The sequence below is a fragment of the Amycolatopsis sp. genome (genome assembly GCF_025464955.1).
GTDB lineage: Bacteria > Actinomycetota > Actinomycetes > Mycobacteriales > Pseudonocardiaceae > Amycolatopsis.
In genome coordinates this window covers 1-18,398 of record NZ_JAODNM010000154.1, presented here as the reverse complement: position 1 = coordinate 18,398, position 18,398 = coordinate 1, and the positions used below count along the sequence as shown (strand labels likewise).

The 18,398-nt window shown below is 67.8% G+C and carries 21 protein-coding genes and 2 pseudogenes; 9 read left to right on the top strand and 14 right to left on the bottom strand.

What is annotated here, in order from left to right; genetic code table 11:
- Window positions 1-8: 8 nt before the first annotated feature.
- Entirely contained in the window at window positions 9-974 is a 966-nt protein-coding gene (locus JWQ81_RS38865) for a zinc-binding dehydrogenase (protein WP_297549770.1), read from the bottom strand.
- A 99-nt stretch (window positions 975-1,073) separates the two neighbouring features.
- Between JWQ81_RS38865 and JWQ81_RS38860 the strand changes: the two genes are divergently transcribed.
- Window positions 1,074-1,517 (top strand): MarR family winged helix-turn-helix transcriptional regulator, encoded by a 444-nt coding sequence (locus tag JWQ81_RS38860; protein ID WP_297549768.1) that lies wholly within the window; start codon window positions 1,074-1,076, stop codon window positions 1,515-1,517.
- A gap of 57 nt (window positions 1,518-1,574) precedes the next feature.
- On the opposite strand, the gene JWQ81_RS38855 is transcribed toward JWQ81_RS38860, so the two are convergent.
- From JWQ81_RS38855 to JWQ81_RS38845, 3 genes are read right to left on the bottom strand one after another with little or no spacing between them, the layout of a single operon-like run.
- Window positions 1,575-2,177: a DinB family protein gene (locus JWQ81_RS38855; protein WP_297549766.1), complete on the bottom strand. Its 603-nt coding sequence runs from the start codon at window positions 2,175-2,177 to the stop codon at window positions 1,575-1,577.
- Window positions 2,178-2,214: 37 nt separating this feature from the next.
- Entirely contained in the window at window positions 2,215-2,661 is a 447-nt protein-coding gene (locus JWQ81_RS38850) for a protein-tyrosine phosphatase family protein (protein ID WP_297549765.1), read from the bottom strand.
- On the bottom strand, window positions 2,621-2,962 hold the full coding sequence (locus JWQ81_RS38845) for a hypothetical protein (RefSeq protein ID WP_297549763.1): 342 nt from the start codon (window positions 2,960-2,962) through the stop codon (window positions 2,621-2,623). The genes JWQ81_RS38850 and JWQ81_RS38845 overlap by 41 nt, the downstream gene beginning before the upstream one ends.
- 117 nt (window positions 2,963-3,079) lie before the next feature.
- Between JWQ81_RS38845 and JWQ81_RS38840 the strand changes: the two genes are divergently transcribed.
- Complete coding sequence (locus tag JWQ81_RS38840) at window positions 3,080-4,099, top strand: phosphotransferase (protein ID WP_297549761.1); 1,020 nt, start codon at window positions 3,080-3,082, stop codon at window positions 4,097-4,099.
- Here JWQ81_RS38840 and JWQ81_RS38835 read toward each other — a convergent pair.
- The 6 genes from JWQ81_RS38835 to JWQ81_RS38810 form a co-directional block, all read right to left on the bottom strand.
- Complete coding sequence (locus JWQ81_RS38835; RefSeq protein WP_297549759.1) at window positions 4,085-5,011, bottom strand: hypothetical protein; 927 nt, start codon at window positions 5,009-5,011, stop codon at window positions 4,085-4,087. The genes JWQ81_RS38840 and JWQ81_RS38835 overlap by 15 nt on opposite strands.
- A gap of 2 nt (window positions 5,012-5,013) precedes the next feature.
- The gene (locus JWQ81_RS38830) at window positions 5,014-5,193 is read right to left on the bottom strand and encodes a hypothetical protein (protein WP_297549757.1); all 180 of its coding nucleotides are present in this window, start codon (window positions 5,191-5,193) and stop codon (window positions 5,014-5,016) included.
- Between the two features lie 285 nt (window positions 5,194-5,478).
- Window positions 5,479-5,886: an SRPBCC domain-containing protein gene (locus JWQ81_RS38825; RefSeq protein WP_297549755.1), complete on the bottom strand. Its 408-nt coding sequence runs from the start codon at window positions 5,884-5,886 to the stop codon at window positions 5,479-5,481.
- Window positions 5,883-6,260, bottom strand: a complete 378-nt coding sequence (locus JWQ81_RS38820; RefSeq protein ID WP_297549753.1) for a metalloregulator ArsR/SmtB family transcription factor — start codon at window positions 6,258-6,260, stop codon at window positions 5,883-5,885. The genes JWQ81_RS38825 and JWQ81_RS38820 overlap by 4 nt, the downstream gene beginning before the upstream one ends.
- A gap of 79 nt (window positions 6,261-6,339) precedes the next feature.
- On the bottom strand, window positions 6,340-6,873 hold the full coding sequence (locus JWQ81_RS38815) for an SRPBCC domain-containing protein (protein WP_297549751.1): 534 nt from the start codon (window positions 6,871-6,873) through the stop codon (window positions 6,340-6,342).
- A 334-nt stretch (window positions 6,874-7,207) separates the two neighbouring features.
- A complete protein-coding gene (locus JWQ81_RS38810) occupies window positions 7,208-7,660 on the bottom strand; it encodes a MerR family transcriptional regulator (RefSeq protein ID WP_297549749.1) in 453 nt (150 codons plus the stop codon).
- Window positions 7,661-7,777: 117 nt separating this feature from the next.
- On the opposite strand from JWQ81_RS38810, the gene JWQ81_RS38805 reads away from it, so the two are divergent.
- The 4 genes and pseudogenes from JWQ81_RS38805 to JWQ81_RS38790 all read left to right on the top strand — a co-directional run.
- Window positions 7,778-8,827 (top strand): aldo/keto reductase, encoded by a 1,050-nt coding sequence (locus JWQ81_RS38805; protein WP_297549747.1) that lies wholly within the window; start codon window positions 7,778-7,780, stop codon window positions 8,825-8,827.
- Window positions 8,828-8,855: 28 nt separating this feature from the next.
- A pseudogene (locus tag JWQ81_RS38800) lies at window positions 8,856-9,134 on the top strand (SRPBCC domain-containing protein); the annotation flags it as partial.
- Window positions 9,135-9,184: 50 nt separating this feature from the next.
- Window positions 9,185-9,715: a GNAT family protein gene (locus JWQ81_RS38795; protein WP_297549745.1), complete on the top strand. Its 531-nt coding sequence runs from the start codon at window positions 9,185-9,187 to the stop codon at window positions 9,713-9,715.
- A gap of 311 nt (window positions 9,716-10,026) precedes the next feature.
- Window positions 10,027-11,110: pseudogene (locus tag JWQ81_RS38790) on the top strand (transposase); the annotation flags it as partial.
- Window positions 11,111-11,229: 119 nt separating this feature from the next.
- Here JWQ81_RS38790 and JWQ81_RS38785 read toward each other — a convergent pair.
- The 3 genes from JWQ81_RS38785 to JWQ81_RS38775 all read right to left on the bottom strand — a co-directional run bounded on the left by JWQ81_RS38785 (window position 11,230) and on the right by JWQ81_RS38775 (window position 13,185).
- Window positions 11,230-11,460 carry an Ig-like domain-containing protein gene (locus JWQ81_RS38785; protein WP_297549743.1) on the bottom strand — a complete coding sequence of 77 codons (231 nt, stop codon included), beginning with the start codon at window positions 11,458-11,460 and terminating at the stop codon, window positions 11,230-11,232.
- 238 nt (window positions 11,461-11,698) lie between these two features.
- Window positions 11,699-12,208, bottom strand: a complete 510-nt coding sequence (locus JWQ81_RS38780; protein WP_297549742.1) for a hypothetical protein — start codon at window positions 12,206-12,208, stop codon at window positions 11,699-11,701.
- Between the two features lie 20 nt (window positions 12,209-12,228).
- Window positions 12,229-13,185, bottom strand: a complete 957-nt coding sequence (locus tag JWQ81_RS38775; protein WP_297549740.1) for a recombinase family protein — start codon at window positions 13,183-13,185, stop codon at window positions 12,229-12,231.
- Window positions 13,186-13,395: 210 nt separating this feature from the next.
- On the opposite strand from JWQ81_RS38775, the gene JWQ81_RS38770 reads away from it, so the two are divergent.
- From JWQ81_RS38770 to JWQ81_RS38760, 3 genes are read left to right on the top strand one after another with little or no spacing between them, the layout of a single operon-like run.
- Complete coding sequence (locus JWQ81_RS38770; RefSeq protein ID WP_297549738.1) at window positions 13,396-14,295, top strand: hypothetical protein; 900 nt, start codon at window positions 13,396-13,398, stop codon at window positions 14,293-14,295.
- Complete coding sequence (locus tag JWQ81_RS38765) at window positions 14,292-14,897, top strand: ATP-binding protein (protein ID WP_297549736.1); 606 nt, start codon at window positions 14,292-14,294, stop codon at window positions 14,895-14,897. Before JWQ81_RS38770 ends, JWQ81_RS38765 begins: the two co-directional genes overlap by 4 nt.
- 5 nt (window positions 14,898-14,902) lie before the next feature.
- The gene (locus JWQ81_RS38760) at window positions 14,903-16,369 is read left to right on the top strand and encodes an ASCH domain-containing protein (protein WP_297549734.1); all 1,467 of its coding nucleotides are present in this window, start codon (window positions 14,903-14,905) and stop codon (window positions 16,367-16,369) included.
- Between the two features lie 430 nt (window positions 16,370-16,799).
- Here JWQ81_RS38760 and JWQ81_RS38755 read toward each other — a convergent pair whose 3' ends face one another.
- On the bottom strand, window positions 16,800-17,984 hold the full coding sequence (locus JWQ81_RS38755; protein WP_297549733.1) for a hypothetical protein: 1,185 nt from the start codon (window positions 17,982-17,984) through the stop codon (window positions 16,800-16,802).
- Window positions 17,985-18,398 lie beyond the last annotated feature (414 nt).

Sequence of the window (18,398 nt, the reverse complement as noted above, 5' to 3'; positions counted from 1 at the left end):
CTTGCCGCTCAGGGGACGGCGACGACCAGGCCGAGATGTTCGCGGCGTTCGAGGAGTTCGTGGACAGCGCGGGCCTCGGCCAGCGGGAACACGGCGTGCACAGCAGTGCGCACGGTCCCGGCAGACCAGTAGCCGGCGGCGTCGACCAGGTCGGCCGCGGCCTCGTCAGGACGTGCCGCGCGCCAGGCGACGAACGACAGCCCGGTGACCGACTTCATGGTGAACAACGCCGGAGTCGGGACGCTGGGCAGCGTGCCACCGACGGCGCCATAGGTGACCATCCGGCCCAGCGGGGCGAGCAGGTCCATGCCGTGGTCGAAGACCGCTCCCCCGACTGCATCCAGTACGACGTCGACGCCGTTCGGAGCGGTGGCTCGGACCTGCTCGGGCCAGGTCGGGTCGCTGGAGTCGATCGCGAAGTCGGCACCCTGCTCGCGGACGAAGTCCAGCTTCTTAGCCGACGACGCCGTGCCGATGACCGTCTGCGCGCCCAGCGCTTTGGCCAGCTGCACCAGGAGGTGGCCGGTGCCTCCGGCCGCGGCCTGGACGAGGACTGTCTCGCCGGGGCTCAGCCGGGCCTGGCGCAGCAACCGGAGCGCCAGCGGCGCGGTCATGGCCAGAACGGTCGCCTCACCTGCGTCGACGTCGTCGGGCACCGGTGCCAACCACTGCGCGTCGGCGACGACGTAGTCGGCGAAGGCGTCCTCGGACAGTGCGGCGACACGATCGCCGACCGCGACCGAACCGGCCCCCTTGCCGAGCGCGGTCACGCGCCCGACCACCTCACCGGTCAGCGTGCCGGGCAGCGGACGCGGAAACGCCTCGGAACCCCGACGTAGCACCGTGTCGATGAAGTTCGCCCCGATGGCATCGACCTCGATCAGCACCTGCCCTTCCCCCGGCTCCGGCACGGGGACCTCGTCGTACTGCAGAACTTCCGGACCACCGTGGGCGCGATAACGGACGGAACGCACGGAATGCCTCCCCCTAGTCGTGGGATGTATCAATGATGGGTGACACCCACGTTATGGAGAATCGTGGGTGCTGTCAACGATCCGGCTAAAGTCAGTGCCATGACGAACCCGCACCGGCTCAGTGACCGCGTCATCTGGCTGGTCGGCCGCGCTGCCCAGCAGGCCCAACGCCTCGTCCAGGCCAAATTCGTCGCGGGGCCGATCCGTAAACCGCACTACGGTGTCCTGGCGAGCCTCGCCGACGGCGGTCCCGCCGCGCAGGCTCCGCTGTCCGACCGCATCGGCATCGACCGGAGCGACATGGTGTCCCTGCTCGACGATCTCGAGGAGCTCGGGTACGTCGTCCGACGAGCGGATCGCACGGATCGGCGCCGCAAGATCGTCGAGATCACCGACGACGGAACAGTGGCGCTCAAGGAGCTGGACAGGCTCGTCCACGCCGCAGACGACCAGCTCGTCGCCCCCTTGACCGCCGATGAACGCGCGACCCTTGCCGGACTGCTTGCCAGGATCCTTCCCGAAGCCGATGCCGGGCGGCGCTGAAGTCGGCCTGGCCGGTGATGGTGAACGAGGTGGCGGCGGCAACGGGCGATGAACCGGTCAGGTCGCGGCTGGATCGGCGGCTTTGGCCGCCCGCTCGATTTCAGCGCGCCGGTTCTCCCAGAAGGCCGCACCCTGTCCTCGCCGGGCCATGCCTTCCGCGTCCATCTCGACCTCGCCGTCCAGCTGTTCTCTCAGGATGTCGGCATGGCCGGCGTGCCGAGTGGTCTCCGTGAGCACGTGGACCAGAACGTTGAACAGCATCACGTCAGGACGTGGCCACCAGGGCACGTAGCCGGGCGAGTCGATGGCGAGAGCAGCGATTGTCGCGTCGGAGTGTTCCCAGACGCGGTGATAGCGGCTGGTGATCTCCTCGCGTGTTTCGCGCTCGGTCGCCCACATGTCGGTGCCGCGCTGTTCGAGGTCGTCCCACCGGGGGATGGACTCGGGGAACGGTCGATCGAAGACCTCCCCGAAGTACCGGGACTCGGCCACCGACAGGTGCTTGACCAGCCCGAGAAGGTTGGTTCCGGTCCAGGTCAGTGGACGACGGATGTCGTACTCGGACAGCCCGTCGAGCTTCCGGAGCATCGCCTCACGGATCTCTCGCAGGTCACTGTGCAGATACTCCTTCGCGAACTCATCGATCACAATTACGAGCATGCACCAACGTCCTGTACCTACGGGTACGGATGGACGTTCAGCCGAGCGGGAAGCGCTGCGCCCACCGACGCTGCCAGGGCGTTTCGACGGCACGGCGGTGGTAGTTGGCTCGAGTCCACGTGATCGCGTCCACTGCGGGCACACCCGCCAGGATCGCCAGGCAGGCGACGACGGTGCCGGTGCGGCCGACTCCCCCGCCGCAGGCGACTTCGACCCGGTCACCGGCTCGCGCGCGGTCGTGCAGCGCGCGGATGTCGGCGATGGCGGCGTCGCGGTCGCGGGGCAGCAGGAAGTCAGGCCAGTCGATCCAGCGGTGGGGCCAGTGCAGTTCGGCGTCGTGGCGACCGCGCAGTTTCCCGCCGCCGAGGTAGAGGCCGTGATCGATGCTGCCGACGTCGTCCGGTGGAGGGTTTCGCAGGCCCCGGCCGCGTATCCAGGACTGGTCAGGCAGCCGGATCGCGCCGACGAGAGGGTCGTTGGGCATGACCCATCCTGCCCCAGTCGCCGATGCTGCCCCAGACCTGGTCGATCCGGTCGAGGATCGGGCCGCTCCCGTGTTCCAGGCTCAGCGCGTCGGCGCGGTGGGCGACGTACCTCATCAACGGCACCCCGCCCGCCACGTTGAGCCGCACCCCGATCGCCCGCACGTCCGCCGGCGCCGCAACCAGAACGAGCCGCGCCAGCTTGCCCGCTTCGACTTCGTAGACCCCAGGCAGCGGTGGGTTGTTATTGATCCTCGCCTTCGCGCGCCGGCGTTCGCGTCGGCGGTTCCACCAGTCCCTCACCGCCGGACGGTATCCACACCTGGCTGGGAGGGGTCCCGGAAAGGCTTGGCCTGAGATCGATGTGAGGTTCTAGTCTGACACCGACCGTGACCTACACAGCTGGGGGTAGTCGTGCCGGTGACCGGGGAACGCGGGTTCGCGACCGCAGCCACGTTGACGAGCGCGGCGAACGCGGCTCTGGGGCCTGGGCACGAGCCGGTCACCGTTGACCGGTTGCGCGGCGGCACCAAGAAAGGCGTCTACCGCCTCACTTTCGACGATGCCTCCACCGCGATCGTCTACGTCTGGGACCCCGCCGAGGACTACTGGCCCGACTCGGACGTCGACCTCGCCCACCCGTTCTCGCACGCCTCGGGGATCGAGCTGTTCGAGTCCGCACACCGGCAACTGGACGCATTGGGGGCGCGCACCCCACGGCTGCACTTCGCCGATCGCAGCGGACAGTACTTCCCGGCCGACATCGCGGTGGTGGAGGACATTCCGGGCGAGACCCTGGAAGCCCGGCTGTGGCGTGATCCGGCCGGCACGGACGAGACACTCGGGAGGCTGGCCGATGCACTCGACGTCATGCAGCGGCACCGCGCATCCCGCTTCGGCAAAGTCGCACTACTCGAGAACGACGGCAAGTCCCGTGGTCGCACCTGCGAAGGACTCGTTCTGGCCCGCGCAGTCGACGACCTCGACGAGGCGGCCGCACGCGACCAGCGGATCGCCGATGCCCACCACACGTTGGCCGAGATCCTGCACCAGCGAGCCGAACAGGTGCGCCCGCGGTCCGAGTACGGGCTCATCCACGGCGAACTCGGACCCGACCACGTCCTCGTCGACGAGGACGCGAATCCGGTGCTCATCGATATCGAAGGATTGATGTTCTTCGATATCGAGTGGGAGCACGTCTTCCTGAGGACCAGGTTCGGCGAGCGCTACCCACGGCTGCACCGCGGTGGCCTCGACGAGCATCGCCTGTCGCTCTACGAACTCGCGATGCGCCTCTCCCTGGTCGCCGGACCGCTGAGGCTGCTCGACGGTGATTTCCCCGACCGGGCCGGGATGCTCCAGATCGCCGAATACAACCTCCAGCAGGCGCTGACCGCGCTGGCTGGACCCGCTAAAGCCGACGGCTTACCACCAGGTTGAACACACCATCGGCACCCGAGGGCAAGCATTCGCGGCCGAGTGCGCGGCGACCCGTTGGATTTCCTTCACTGGATAGGGAGTTTTGCGGCTCTTGTGCTGAAGGTCTTCGTAGAACCCACCCATCACGACGGCCAAGGGCGCATGACGTTCGATGATGGCCGCCGCGGACTTCGGGATCCCTTCGGGTTTCCGGCCTTCCGCGCAGGCGCGGACGAACGCGTCACGTTCGGCTCGCTCGTACCCATACAAAGCTGTGACCAGCCAGTTAACTAGGAACGTGACGGTGTAGTCACGGTCGTAGGTCAGGTGGTCGGTGAAAAACGCCGTTTCGGCGGCGGACAATTCGAACTGGGAAGACAAGGCGAGTCCGAAGTCCGCGAAATACAGTCGACGGCCGTCGGTGAGGACATTGCCGAAATGGGCGTCGAAATGCAGCAGGCCGTTGTCGTTCATGAACAAAACCCCCTCGGCGAGGTCGCGTTCGACCATCAGGCAAGCAGATTCGGCGGTGTCACCGCCCTCGGCGAGCTGCCCGGGCAGCCATTCGTCCACGTTCCACGGAAGATGTTCAAGGAACAGCACAACGCTCGCCGAGGCAGCGCCGACCGCCTCGATACGCTCGCGGACCGCCTCGGCCCCTCCCCAGCGCTCTACCATGCCGTCGATGTCCTGCAGCTCTTCGGGAAGCGATGGCGCAGAGTCCGGCAGCACCCGCCAGTGGTACATCAGCGGGAAGCCTTCGTGCTGGGCACTGAGCACCCAGCTGGTGGTCATGACATGCGCCGCCACCTCGCGCCAGACGCCGAACCCGGAACTGCCGATCCCGTACTGGAAGTACACCGGCAGGTCCCAGAGGTTGGCGGTCGACAGCCTGTTGTCCGGAAGCAGTTCGGTGTCGGTCAGCGGGATCATCTTCACGAAGACCCGGGTGCCCCCGACGGCCAGTACGAAGTTGTCGCCGCCGATCCCCGAGCGGATCGGCGGAACTCGTCGAGGAGGTCGCCTAGCCGACGGTCACTGAGCAGGGCCAGCTCGGTCGAAACGGTGCTGTACTCGGCAAGGCGAGCGGCATAGGCGTTCGTTGTGGAGTCCACCGCGCTCACGGTATCGACGGCACAACCCCGGGGTTGAGTAGCAGCGGTACAGCCGTTGGCGCTAAGCCCAGAACGGCCTGGTCAGTGGCCATTCAGTGTCAGTAGAGCCGGTTAGAGATCGGTAGGACGAGGACTGGCTGCTGACCGGCGCGCGCTGACCCCGTTGTTCTGGACCCACGTAAATCCGTACGGCAAATTCGATCTCGACATGAACACGCTGCTCGGCTTGCCGGCGCCAGCGTGGCATCGGACGTTCGGTGGGTCAGCTCCTGCGCGTGCGGCCGGTCAGGGTGTGGCGGTGTGCGCGAGGCGGTCGAGGAGCCTCGCCCAGCCTGATTGATGGCTGGCCAGTTGGGTGGGCGGCAGGTCGCGGTGGGTGAGTTCGACGATCGTGTCGGGCCCGTCCGGGGTGAGCACGATCTCCACGGTGGTCGATCCTGGCTGGAGGACCGCGCTGCCGGGGATTCCCCAGGTGAAGACGACTCGCTTGGGCGGGTCGATCGTCACGAACTGCCCGCGACTGGATCCACCCCCGTCGATATCGAGGGCGAAGACACCGCCCGGCTCGGGCACCGTGCCGGTGGCGTCACCGAACCATTGGGCCAGCAGTGCCGGATCGGTGAGGTAGGGGAAGACCGCGGTCGGCGGTGCGGCGATGCGGACGGTCGCGGTGAGTGTGTCGGCGCTGGTCATGGTGGGTCGGTGTCTCCCGTTCGCGGGTGGTTGGCCTCGACAGCGGCCTTGAGGCGTTGCAGTGCGTCGGGCCACAGCTCGGCAAGCATGGCGCGGACCTGCTCGAGAGCCTCGGAGCGCAGCTCGTAGAGCCGGCGGGTGCCGTCGCGGCGTTCGGTGAGCAGCCCGGCGCGTTCGAGTACGCGCAGGTGTTGGCTGATGCCCTGTTGGGTGATGTCGTCAAAATGGCCGGCGATCTGCCCGGCGGCCAGCTCCCCACCGCGCACAAGGCGCAGGATCTGGCGTCGTCGCGGGTCGGCCAGGGCCCGCAGCACCGCGTCCGGACCGTACCCGCCCCCCGAATCGTCATCCCGGCGCGCGGGTACGGCGCTCATGTCCTTCACCATCACGTTCCGAACCAGGTCCTGACGACGGTGCGGCACGCGGCAATGCGCGGCCGCGCGGGGCGGATTGTCACACGGCAGATGCGGTCCGAGCGCGATCCCGGGCCTCACGACGCGCCAGGTCGGCATCGGAACCTCGGGGATTGCCCTGGCCGGCCTCGGCGTAGAGACCAAGACTGGGAATGAAGTGGTCCCACCCGTTCTGGCACTGGTCGTAGCACTCCAATTGCGGGGTCAGACCCCGGTGCCGGAACGCCAGCTCGCAACCCCCGCCCTGGCCTGGCCTGAGCTCGAAGGTGATCGTGGTGCCGTCCCAGTCCGGCAGGAACGGACACGCCAGCACCGACCAGACCACCTTCGAGGACGGCTGGGCGACATCGACGTGCAGGACCAGCGGCTCCGGAGGGCCCATGGTCAGGCGCAGCTCGCCGCCCGCGATGCCTGATCCGGTGGCCGGTGCCCACCACGCGGCGACGCCGGCGGCAGTGGTGATCGCCTCGAACACCACCTCGGGCGAGGCGTCGAAGTGGGTGTTGCGCTGGTAGTCGGCGGTGTCCCTCTGGGCGCCGTCGCCGGAGGACGACATGTTCACGCTTGCGGTCATGGTGCACCTCTTCCTCGATCTGCTGCTTGTGCGCGTCCGCGCGACGATGTAAAGGACTCTATTGTACAAGGACATGGTTGTAAAGAGACTCGAGGCGGTGGAGGGTGGAGGAACCGGGCGCCCCCGACCTGCCGACGTCCCGGAAGCCACCCTTTGTAGGCGTATTCGGCTCGTGCCCCGAGCTAGCCCCTACTTCTGGTCGCCACGACGGGAGGTCGGCTCGGATGCGAAGTCGGAGAAGGGCGGCGTGGTCACGCCGCGGGGCTCGGCCAGCAGACGTGTGCCTCATTCCGACCAGGGCGTCAGGGGCTTGGCGCCAACGGCTTTATCGCTGCTACTCGACCCCGAATCCCGGCGTCGACCGTGTTTCCGGCCGGGGCGCGGGACTGCACTCACTGTCGGTGTACCCGTGGTCGAGGATGTCCTCGTACACATTGACCTTGAAACTGATCAGGTCCAGGCACTGCGCGAGCTGGCTCATCTGGGTGTGGACCCGCGCCTCGTGCTGTCGCAGCAGCGCGATCCGCTGTTCCTCGTTGCCCTCGCCCTGCCTGACGAGTTCGGTGTACTCCCGGATGGCGGGCAGCGGCATTCCCGAAGCCCGCAGGATGACGCAGAGCTCCAGCCAGCCGACGTCGTCCTCGGTGTAGAGCCGACGTCCGCCGGCACCGCGCCGGACCTGGTCCGCCAGGATGCCTTCGCGTTCGTAGAACCTCAGGGTGTGCACGCTCAGCCCGGTGCGTTCGGCCACCTGCCCGATGCTGAGACTCGGCGCTGTTTCCGACATGACCGCAGCCTAGAGCTTTGGCCCAGAGCCTTGACCTAGAGCCGTCTCTAGCTCCTAGGGTTCGCCGGCAAGGGGCCGATCCGGCGCTCCGGCACGACCACCCAAGGGAGTAAGTCCATGCGCTATCGCGTCCTCGGCGGCACCGGTATTGAGGTCAGCGTCCACTGTCTGGGCACGATGATGTTCGGCGCCATCGGTAACCCCGATCACGAAGACTGCGCCCGGATCATCCACACCGCGCTCGATCAGGGGATCAACTTCGTCGACACGGCCGACATGTACGGCGCGGGCGAATCGGAGGAGATCGTCGGGAAAGCACTTCGGGGCACGCGTGATGACGTCGTCCTCGCCACGAAGGTGCACTTCCAGATGGGCGAGGGCCGTAACCGGAGCGGCAACTCTCGGCGGTGGATCGTCAAAGCGGTCGAGGAGAGTCTAAACCGCCTGCAGACCGACTGGATCGATCTGTACCAGGTCCACCGCCCCGATCCCGCTACCGACCTCGAGGAAACGCTCGGCGCGCTGACCGACCTCGTGCGCCAGGGAAAGATCCGCGCGTTCGGCTGTTCGACGTTCCCGGCCGAGGAGATCGTGGAGGCGCAGTTCGTCGCCGAGCGGCGCGCGCTGGGGAGGTTCCGGACCGAACAGCCGCCCTACTCGATCCTGTCCCGGGGCATCGAAGCGTCCGTGCTCCCGGTCTGCCGGCGCTACGGCATGGGCGTCCTGGTCTGGAGTCCACTCGCGTTCGGCTTCCTGACCGGCAGGTACCGCAAGGGACAGCAGGCCGACCTGTCCGTCGGGCGGCCCACGATCCGGCCGGAGCGCTTCGACCCGCTGCTCCCGGAGAACGTCGCGAAACTCGACGTCGTCGAGCAACTTGTCGAGGTCGCGGACGACATCGGCTGCTCGCTACCGGAGCTCGCCATCGCGTTCGCCGTGGCGCACCCCGGCGTCACCTCGGCGATCATCGGACCGCGGACCATGGAACAACTCGAAGGCCTGCTGAAGGGCGCGTCGCTCATCCTCGACGACGCGACCCTCGACCGGATCGACGCGATCGTCCCGCCCGGGACCGACGTCTACCGGCCCAACAGTCCGTTCCCGACGGCTTCGCTGGCCGAGGTCGCCCAAAGACGGCGTCCGCTCGCGGAACGGGCTGCCGGCTAGAACGCCCTGACCAGCGGTCGGCAACCGGTTCCACCTGGAGATGCCGGGCTGGGGCTCGATTCCGTGCGAAGTCACCGAAGTCGAGCCGCACGAACGGTTCGTCTACACCTTCAACGGCAACTGGACGCTGACCTGGCGTCTGGTGGTTGAAGGGACCGGCACCCGGCTGCTGCTCGAGCACTGGGGTTTCGACCTCGACGACAAACGAAGCCGCGACGCCTTCGAGCGCATGGGCCCGGGCTGGCGAGACGAGGGCCTGCCCGGACTCGCTCGGCTCGTGACCGATCAGCTGACTGTTGCGCGGTAGTCATGAAATATTCGCGAGCAGATCGCAGAGGCTGACGTTACGGTGCACCCATGTCCGAGCTTCCCACCGTATCGCTTCGCGCACGTACTCCCGACGACCTCGATGTCTTGTTCAGCATCGCGGCTGATCTGGCCACCTGGGAGGAGCGAAACCCGTCGGCACCGGCTCCGCTGACCAGGGAACGGTTCGACGCACGGCTCGCGGCCCCTGGCAACACCTCCGAGGACACCGTGAACTTCGTGGTCGACGTCGACGGCGTGGCCGTAGGCAGCGCCTCGCTGTTCGGGTACGACTCGTTCGCCCACCATGCCGAGGTCGGGATCAGCTTGGTGCGCGAGGCCCGGGGCCGCAGCATAGGCACCGCGGCGATCGTCCAACTCGTGGAGTTCGGATTCGTGCGCCGCAACCTACGTCGGATTCATCTGCAGGCGATCGCGTCGAACGCCGGCGCGATTCGTGCTTATGAGAAGGCGGGATTCGTCATCGAAGGGCGTCAGCGCCAGCACGCGTGGGTCCGCGGCACGTACGAGGACATCGTGGTCATGGGAATCCTGCGGTCAGAGCCGACCCTAGCTAGCTGACCAGGCTGCGACCGGCAGCTCGGCTGCGACACAGCGGGTCGGCTCCCAGCGGTCCTCGGGTGTCCGTTAACCGCGTCCCCGTTCGTCGAACCAGGTGAGAAGCGGCAACCGGTCGCTCGTTCCGGAGGTTCAACCCATGGTCACGAAGCCCTTGGTCGTCGGTCTGCCCACCGCGGACCGGCGGACATCGTTCGCCTTCTACCGGGACGGGCTCGGCTTGGCGCCCTTCGGCGACGAGGTCGGCGATGACGGTCTGCCGGAACCCTTGCAGTTCACCGTGAACGACGGGGTCCGGAATTCCCCGAAGGCGGGTGAACTCCTGGACCGGGTTCCTCGACGCCTTCACCCACGTCTCCGGAGGCAACTCGCGGATGGCCGGCCTCCCGGTCAGCCTGGTGGCCCTGCTGACCGCCGAGGCCTGCAACATCGGCCTGACCCCAGTGACCAACCCGAATTTCGCGCACCTGACCCGGTCGCGGTTGTCGCATGTGGACCAGAACTACCTGCGCGGGGACACCATCGCCGCGGCGAACGCGAAGCTGATCGAGGCCCAGTCGCAGATCCCGCTCGCGCAGTCCTGGGGCGGAGGCCTGCTGGCGTCGGTGGACGGGATGCGGTTCGTCGTCCCGGCGCGCACGATCAACGCCGCGCCGTCGCCGAAGTACTACGGATACAAGCGGGGCATCACCTGGCTCAACGCGGTCAACGACCAGGTGTCGGGGATCGGGACGATGGTGGCGCGCGGACATCCCCGGCGCCGACGTGCCCGAACAGCCCGCCGGCGGGTACGGGCCGCTGGAGGCGATCGCGCGGAACAAGGTGAACCTCGGCAAGATCGAGACCTGGTGGCCCGACATGCTCCGCGTGGGGGGGTCGCTGATCACCAACCAGGTCCGCGCCTACGACCTGCTGCGCATGTTCGGCCGCGAGGGGCGGATGTCGCCACTGGGGCAGGCCTTCGCCGAGTACGGCCGGATCGAGAAGACCCTGCACTTGCTCGCGGTGGTCGACCCGGTCGACGACACCTACCGGCGGCGGATGAACCGCCAGCTCACCGTCCAGGAGTCCCGCCACCGACTGGCCCGGACCATCTGCCACGGCAAACGCGGCGCGATGATGCAGGCCTACCGCGAGGGCCAGGAGGACCAACTGGCCGAGCTGGGCCTGGTGCTCAACGCGGTGGTGCTGTGGAACACCCGCTACCTCGACGCCGCGGTCGCCGAGCTCGAAGCCGCCGGCCACGACATCCCGGAAGCGGACAAGGCCCGACTCTCGCCGTTGAAGGAGAAGCACCTCAACTGCCTGGGCCGCTACGCCTTCACCGCGTCCCAGCCCGCGGCAGGTCTGCGGCCACTGCGGGATCCCGCGACCCGCGACGACCACGACGACCTGTAGCGGCCGACCACCATCACGGATGATCGGGTGTGGTGGTCGGCCGCCCGTCGATTGGCGGTGTCAGTTGTCGTGTCCAGCCGCTCTGCAGGCGCACATCGCGTCGCGGAGGGGCTCGTCGTCTAGATCTGGACGAACGTGTCCGTGACGGTTGTCGAGTTTCCGGCGTCGTCGGTCAAGGTGGCCGTCACCGTGTCCAGGCCTATCGGCAACGCGCCGGTCGGTATGGACACCGACCACATGCCGTCTGCCTGCACCGTAGCGGAGTACGAGCTGTTACCTAGGCTGATGTTCACGTTCTGCCCGGCCTCGGCACTCGGGGCTGTCCCGGTGATCGGGCCATTCGGCGACACGTCCAGCAGTATCGGACTGGTAATCACCAGGGAGGGCAAAGGGGCAGCTGCCTGCGCGGCTGGCGCAGCCAGCAGTGACGACGCAATGCCCATGACTGCAACGGCAGCCACTGAGCCGATTATGTGCTTGAGAGGTTTCACAAAACCACCACTGTAGCGCGAGACGCTCCAGGACCGATGCCAACGCCTCGGTCTCCTGAACGAGCGGTGGCCGGCCCCATGGGCGTAGCCGCCCAGGTCAGCCGCTGGGTAGCAGGTCGGCGGGCAGCCAGTACAGGCCGAGCCGTCCCCGGCCGGGAACCGGCTGTTCGAACAGCCGGGGATCGGCCTGCACCCAGTGGTAGGTGCCGGGTTCCTGCTGGCCCCAGGGTGCGCAGCAGCCTGTGGCGGGGTGGATGTCGACCAGGCGGACGGTGCCGAGGTAGCCACCAGGACACGCGGCCTGGGCGTCGAAGCCGGTGATGCCCAGCTGAGCGGCGAGCGTGACTCCGGTCGGTGCCCACGCCTGACCTCCATGGACGACGAGTTCGCCGCGATGTGTCGTGGCCCAGGATCGGTTCTCGACGGTCTTGCCTGTGAAGAGGAGGTTGGCCCACGGCCGCCGCACCGACAGCGCCCGCCGCTGACCGGCCAGGACCCGGCGCGCGGTCTCGGTCGTACGCCGGTCGACGGCCCGGCCGCCGCGCGTGCGCTTGACCCATTCCTGGTCGGGTACCCACGGGCTGCCGTCGGGCACGTGGCCGGGCATGACGGTGCTCCTGTCGCTGGTCAGGTACTGGGCTGAAGGGCGACGAAGTCGGCATGGGCCTGTTCGACCGCCTCGGGGTGACGCTGCCGTTGTTCGTACCCGGCCAAGGCCCGGTAGATGCTGGCCACGCTCGGGGACTTCCCCGTGCGTTTGCCGGTGGGGATGATCAGGTCCGGTCGGATGTCCTCGACGGATTCGCCGTTCGCGCGGCGCCGGAGCACCGTGTGCAGCATGTCGTCGGTGATGACGGGAGGTCGCCCGCCGTGGTTTCCCTTGCGTGCGGCCGCGTTCAGACCTTCCAAAGTGGATTCGCGGATGGTCTCACGGTCGGTTTCGGCCATCGCGGCGAAGAACCCGAACAGCATCCGGCCGGTCCCCGACGGGTCGTAGATCCCGGCGATCGGCCCGGCGAGCATCTCCAGCAGGATGCCGTGGGCGGTGAGGTGGTCGGCCAGCGCTGTCAGCTCGGCGGAGTCGCGGCCGAGGCGTTTCATCTCGTAGACGGTGAAGATGACCCGGCAGTGCGGGGCGTGGGCCTTGATCTGGCGGGCGGCCTCGAGGGCGGCCTCGAACTTCGGCCGTACCCGGATGCGGGTCGAGATCTTCTCGGAGAAGATCTTGTCGCGCGGGATACCGTGCGCGGCCAGGGCATCAAGCTGGGACTGGAGTTCCTGGGTGAGGTGCGAGCAGCGGGCGTAGCCGATGCGGATGTCCGCGCTCGGGGTGTCGGGAGCGATCGGGGCCGGCGGCGGGGTGCCCGGTCGCCACGGCTGGCCCGGCCCGCGGTCGGCCGGCGTCGGCACGCGCAGGTTCTTCGCCAGTCGGGGCACTTTGGTGAACCGGCCGGTGTGGTAGGTCCCGGAGACCGCGCCGGAGCGCGACCGGCACGGCGAGCCCGGCTCGGCCAGGCAGCGCGGGCACGGGTGCTGCTCGACCTCATCGGCGTCGGACGGCACGGTCGTCTCGGTGTCCTCCATCCCTGAATCTTCTCACAAACATTTCTCAGAACTACCTATGACCCCTGTTTGGGTGAGAACGAGTTCTGAGACGAATTCGGGCTTCGCTGACGCCTTCGCGACCGGCTCACCGATCTTCTCTCAGAAACGGTCGTTTATGAGAACCAGTCAGCGTAGATTCGCCCGTCCGCAGGACTGGGCTTTTTGTGGGCATCGTGCTTGACTCGATCCATGCCCACAAAAAGCCCAATAGAGGATGAGGTGGTCGCCGCGATCGGACGATTGCTGCGGCGCGGACTGCCGGTCACCCCGGCGGCCGCCGAACCGGTCCTACTCGATCTGCGCGGCATCGTCGCGCGGGCGGCCGACCCCGCCGACGAGGCCAGCCGCACCGCCGCGCTCGACGGCACCCTGCGCGGCCTGCTCGCCCGGTTCCCGGACACCCGCTACGCCCCGGCGGCACGGGCCCTGTTCGGACTGCCGCCGGCCGAGCCCGGCCAGAACCTCACCGCCCGCCGGGACCTGGCCGCCGAGCAGGCCGGCCACGAGGTGCACCACTTCCGCAAGCGAGTCGAACCCCGGCTGATCGAGAAGGTCGCCTGGGAACTGCTCGCCGACGCCGAGCGGTTCACCCGCTCCCCGATGATCGCCCCCAGACTGGCCCCGTCCACCGTCCGGCAGCCAGTGCAGGCCGACCCGTTCGCGTGGGAGGTCGCCGAACACGAGGAGCACCTGTCGCGCCTGTGGTCGACGGTCTACGCCGCCCGCGCCGAACTGCTCGCGCTCGAGCGGCTGATCAGCCTGGACGCCGACCGGATCGACATCGGCCACCAGGCGGTGACAGCCGCCTGGCGCTGGGCCGTGGCCCGCGGTGAGGCAATCGGCTACACCACCGCCTTCGCCCCCGACCAGGACACCGCCGGGCTGATCGCCCTGGCCGGCTGGACTCCCGCACTGACGGAGGCGCAGGCGTCCCGGCTGACCGAGGCCGCCGGCGGTGGCGCCAGCCGCGAGCAGTTCGTGCACTCCTTGCACGGCGAGACCGGGCTGGGCAACGCCTGGACCGAGGGCTTCCTGTCTCGAAACATCTCCCCCGAGCACATCCCCGAGAAGAACGGATCATTGTCGTGACCAGCACCAACACCGCCTTGGCCGCCGCGCTGGAGGCCGCGTCCGCCGGTGATCCGCGCCGCTATGTCATCACCGGTGGCCCGAGCTCCGGCAAGGACGACCTCATCGAGGCCGTGCATACCGCCGGGATCCCGTGTATGGCCGAGGAGCCAGGCCGGGAGATCTACCGCAAGCACCGCGAACGACTCGGGCGCCACCTGCTGCGCGAAGACCGTCGCGAGTACTCGCTGGAGGTTCTGGAGGCGTTCGTCGCCGAGTACACCGCGCATACCGGCGGGGTCCGCTTCTACAACCGGGGCATTCCCGACGGCTATGGCTGGGAAGGGTTCTTCGGCCTCAAGCCGACCAGCGAACTCGAGGAAGCCACCAAGCAGTACCGGTACGACGCGATCTTCGTGCTCGACCCGCTCGACACCTTCGAGGAACCCGACGACATCGTGTGGGCCAAAGACCGCGAGATCCGCCGCGTGCACGAGCTCATCGTGCAGGGCTACTACGACGCCGGCTACGAACCGGTGTTCGTCGCCCCCGACTCCGCCGCCGCGCGGCTGGACTTCATCTGCGCCAACCTTCGCCTGCCCAAACCCAGCCGAGGAGCGTGAACGCCATGTCCCGCAACGCGAAGTCCTCCCTGCTGGTCTCGCCGAACAGCGTGTTGGCCAACGCACTGCTGCGCTCGATCGACATCCTGCGGCCCCGCGTGCTCGCCGCGCGACCGACCCGCATCGAGTTCGTCGTCGGCACGCAGATCAACGGCGCCCCACACCTGGGCACCAACCTGGTGCAGACCGCGGCGTTCCTGCTCGCCAAGATCGCGCGGCGCGAGTTCTCCATCGACACCGTCGTCCGGTTCGGCGCGCTCGACAATGCGCCGCATGACGTCGTGCTCGACCCGGAAACCCACCACGCCTACCAGCAGACCTACTACCACGCGCTGGGCAAGGACGGCATCGGCGCGCTGATCGACCGCTACTACCGGGCGTTCTTCGACTCGCTGTCGCAGGCCACCGACACCGACTACGCGGTCGAGACCTACACCGACCAGCAGGCCACCCCGGCGTTCCGCGCGGAGTTCCTGCGCACCCTGGAACACCTCGACGACATCCGCTGGTGGATGGCCCCCTCCCACGGCCAGGTCCACGTCCGGGTCCCCTGCCCGGCCTGCGGATGGGCAGAGAAACGCGGCGACCGCACGAAACTTGCGCACCTGGACGAGGACGGAGGCACGTTCACCGCGGTCTGCTTCGACCACGGCCCCTACGAGGCGCACATCGACCCCGAGGACGACCAGCCCTACCTCGATCTCGCGACCCTGTACCGGAACCTAGTCAAGGAACGCGCCTTCGGCCGTGACGAGCGCATGCTGCACGTGATGATGAAGGGCGGCGACTGGGTCTTCGGCTGCCAGCTCGTCGACGGAGCCCTCGGCGCGCTCAACACCCCGCCGACGCACATGCCCGTCCGGGTCTTCACCCCGCAGGTCCTCGCCCCGACCGGCGCGAAACTCTCGAAGTCCCTGCTGCGCGAACAGGGCAAGGGCGCCCTCCCTGCCGACGTCGAGCCCTGGATGCTCGACACCACCGCCTGGGCCGGCTCGATCGACGACTACGTCGACGCGCTCGTCTGGCTGGTCGGCGAGCTGCTCACCGACCCGAAACACTTCTTCCGCTCGTTCACCGTCAAGGAACTAGGCCGACTGATGACCGCACGCCCCACCGAAACCGTGATCCGCGCCCACGAGATGGGCATCTACAAGCGCTACTTCGACCTGATCGCCACCGGCCGCAAGACAACGGAGATCCGGGTCAACGACTCCAGCCGCCGCAAGATCAAGGAAGGGTCGCTGATCCGGTTCCGCTGCCAGGGCGATGCGGTCCTCACCCGCGTGACCGCGGTCAACCGGTACGCGACCTTCGAGGAGATGTTCGACCACCAGGACGTCGCCTCGGTCAATCCGCTCGCGACCCGCGACGAGCAGCTGGCGAACATCCGCCAGATCTATCCACCCGAACGCGAAGCCCTCGGCGTCGTCGCGATCGGCATCAAACTGGTCGACCCGCCACGCCCTGCCTAACTGCTCCCTGAACTGACGAACGGTGTGGTGCGGCGGGCTGCCGCGCAGTCCATGCGCGGCCGCCCGGCCGGGTACCCACCCACGCCTTGAGCACGGTGCTCAGGACGTGAAGATCATGCCTCACAGGTCCGACAAAGGCCCTGACCAGCAGGTTTGCGGCTAGCGCTAACGGCTGTACCGCTGCTACTCAACCCCGGCGACCACCACGGACGTCCGAAACTGCTGCTCACCTTCGAACCCGGGCCGGGCGCGATGATGACCCAGCAGATCGTCGACTGGTGTGCGGCGAACATCGCGGCGCTCGAAGTCGAACGGCTCGGCCCCGCCGGCCATCACACCCGGAAGACCAGCCTGAGGCGATCACCGCGGCCCTCGGCGCTTGGCTGGACAAGCACGACCTTCGATCCGCCCGGTAGGTCGCGCGGCAAGTTCACTCGGCCTGTCCGGGGTTCGAGCCGGGGTCGGTGTCGGTGTCGGACAGCAGCTTCCGCACTTCCTCCGGCAAGCCCTGCGGCGCCCACGTAGTTCGCACCACGTCGCTGAGACGGTCGAGGCGGTCGGTGACGGAGTCCGCGGCGGCCGACGCGTGGTCGCGGCCGAGTTGAGCGGCCCCCAGTTCACGGTTGAGGGCGTTGACGGTCAGATGGAGAGCCGCCATCGCCTCGTCGTACGTCAGCCTGGCGGATCGGATCTCGGCCTCGGCTCGCTCGCGGACAACCTCTGCGGCCGCGCGGTGCTCGGCAACTTCTCGCCGGTGACGGGTTTCGGCGCGTTCGAGCTGAGCTTGGTGGGCCGAGGCCTGCTCGGCGAGGCCGACGACGAGTTTGCGCTCACCGGAGTCGGCACGAGCTGACGCCTCAGCCGTACGCAGCCTTTCCTGTTCGAGAGCGGCGCGCATCGCCGCGGCATCGGCTGCCGACTTCGCCAAGGCCACGTCGAGGTCCGCGACTTTGGTGACCGCGGCCTCGGCGCGGGCGAGTGCCCGGTCCAGCTCGTCCTTGAGGGCGCCGACACGGCCTTCGGCCCGCTGTTGCGCCTGTTCTGCTTCGACGCGGGCGCCGCGTTCGGCAGCCCTGTCCCGCTCGGCCGCTGCGCGCTCACGCACCGCGGTCTCCGTGGCGTGCGCCGAAGCCGCTGCGTCCGCCCGCGCGTCTTCGGCGGCGGCCTCGGCTACCCCGCGAAGCCGTTGCTGGTCGGCCGCCGCTGAGTCGGCCAAATCCCGGCCGGCCACCGCCTCGGCGACCGTGGTGTCGAGCTGACCACGGATCGCGCCCAACGCTTCGAACAGCGCCTGCGCCGGAGCCACCGCCCGGTCGACCTGTTCACCCAACGCGGCCACCGAGGTCCCGTCCAGTGGCGACGCGTCGTCTCGCAACGAGTCGACGTCGATCAGCGCCGCCTCGGCCTCACGACACGACAGGTTCCGGGTCCCCCAGTTTTTCCCGTCCTGGCAGAAGCGGGCGCGGTTGCCCCGGCCGGACACCATCGGCAGCACCGCGGCGCAGCGCCGGTACGCGCATACGCGCCGAGTTTCGTCACCAGTTTCGTCAGCCCCCTGAACGGGCCGGGGTGATCCCATGGCGAAGTTTTCGTCGTCCTGACCCGGGTTTTCCATGGTCACCACCCTAGCATCACCAGTTACAGTATTAGATATTGATATCTAATACTGTAATTCCAGCATGAGGGACCCCTTTGACTTTCGATAATGTGCCATATCCGAAGTCAGAATCGGACATTTCACCGATGGGCGTTTGGGCGGTTGTCGGCACTCAAGATAGGTGCGCAAAACTCAGTAAAGGTGCGCAATTTGAGGCCTCCGGCTCAGCGTAGTTGCGTTGTTCGCCCCTGCTGGACGATCGACGATCGCAGGGGGTTAACGGACACAGCGGACCCTCGTTCGACGCTTAGGGCTCGCCTGTAAATTAACCGTGGATATGTTGAGTAGGGTGGCATGCTGATGACATGAGCATGACCGAGGAGTTCAGGACCGCGCTGGCGGCGAAGTTCGCTGAGATCCTGCCTCACCTGG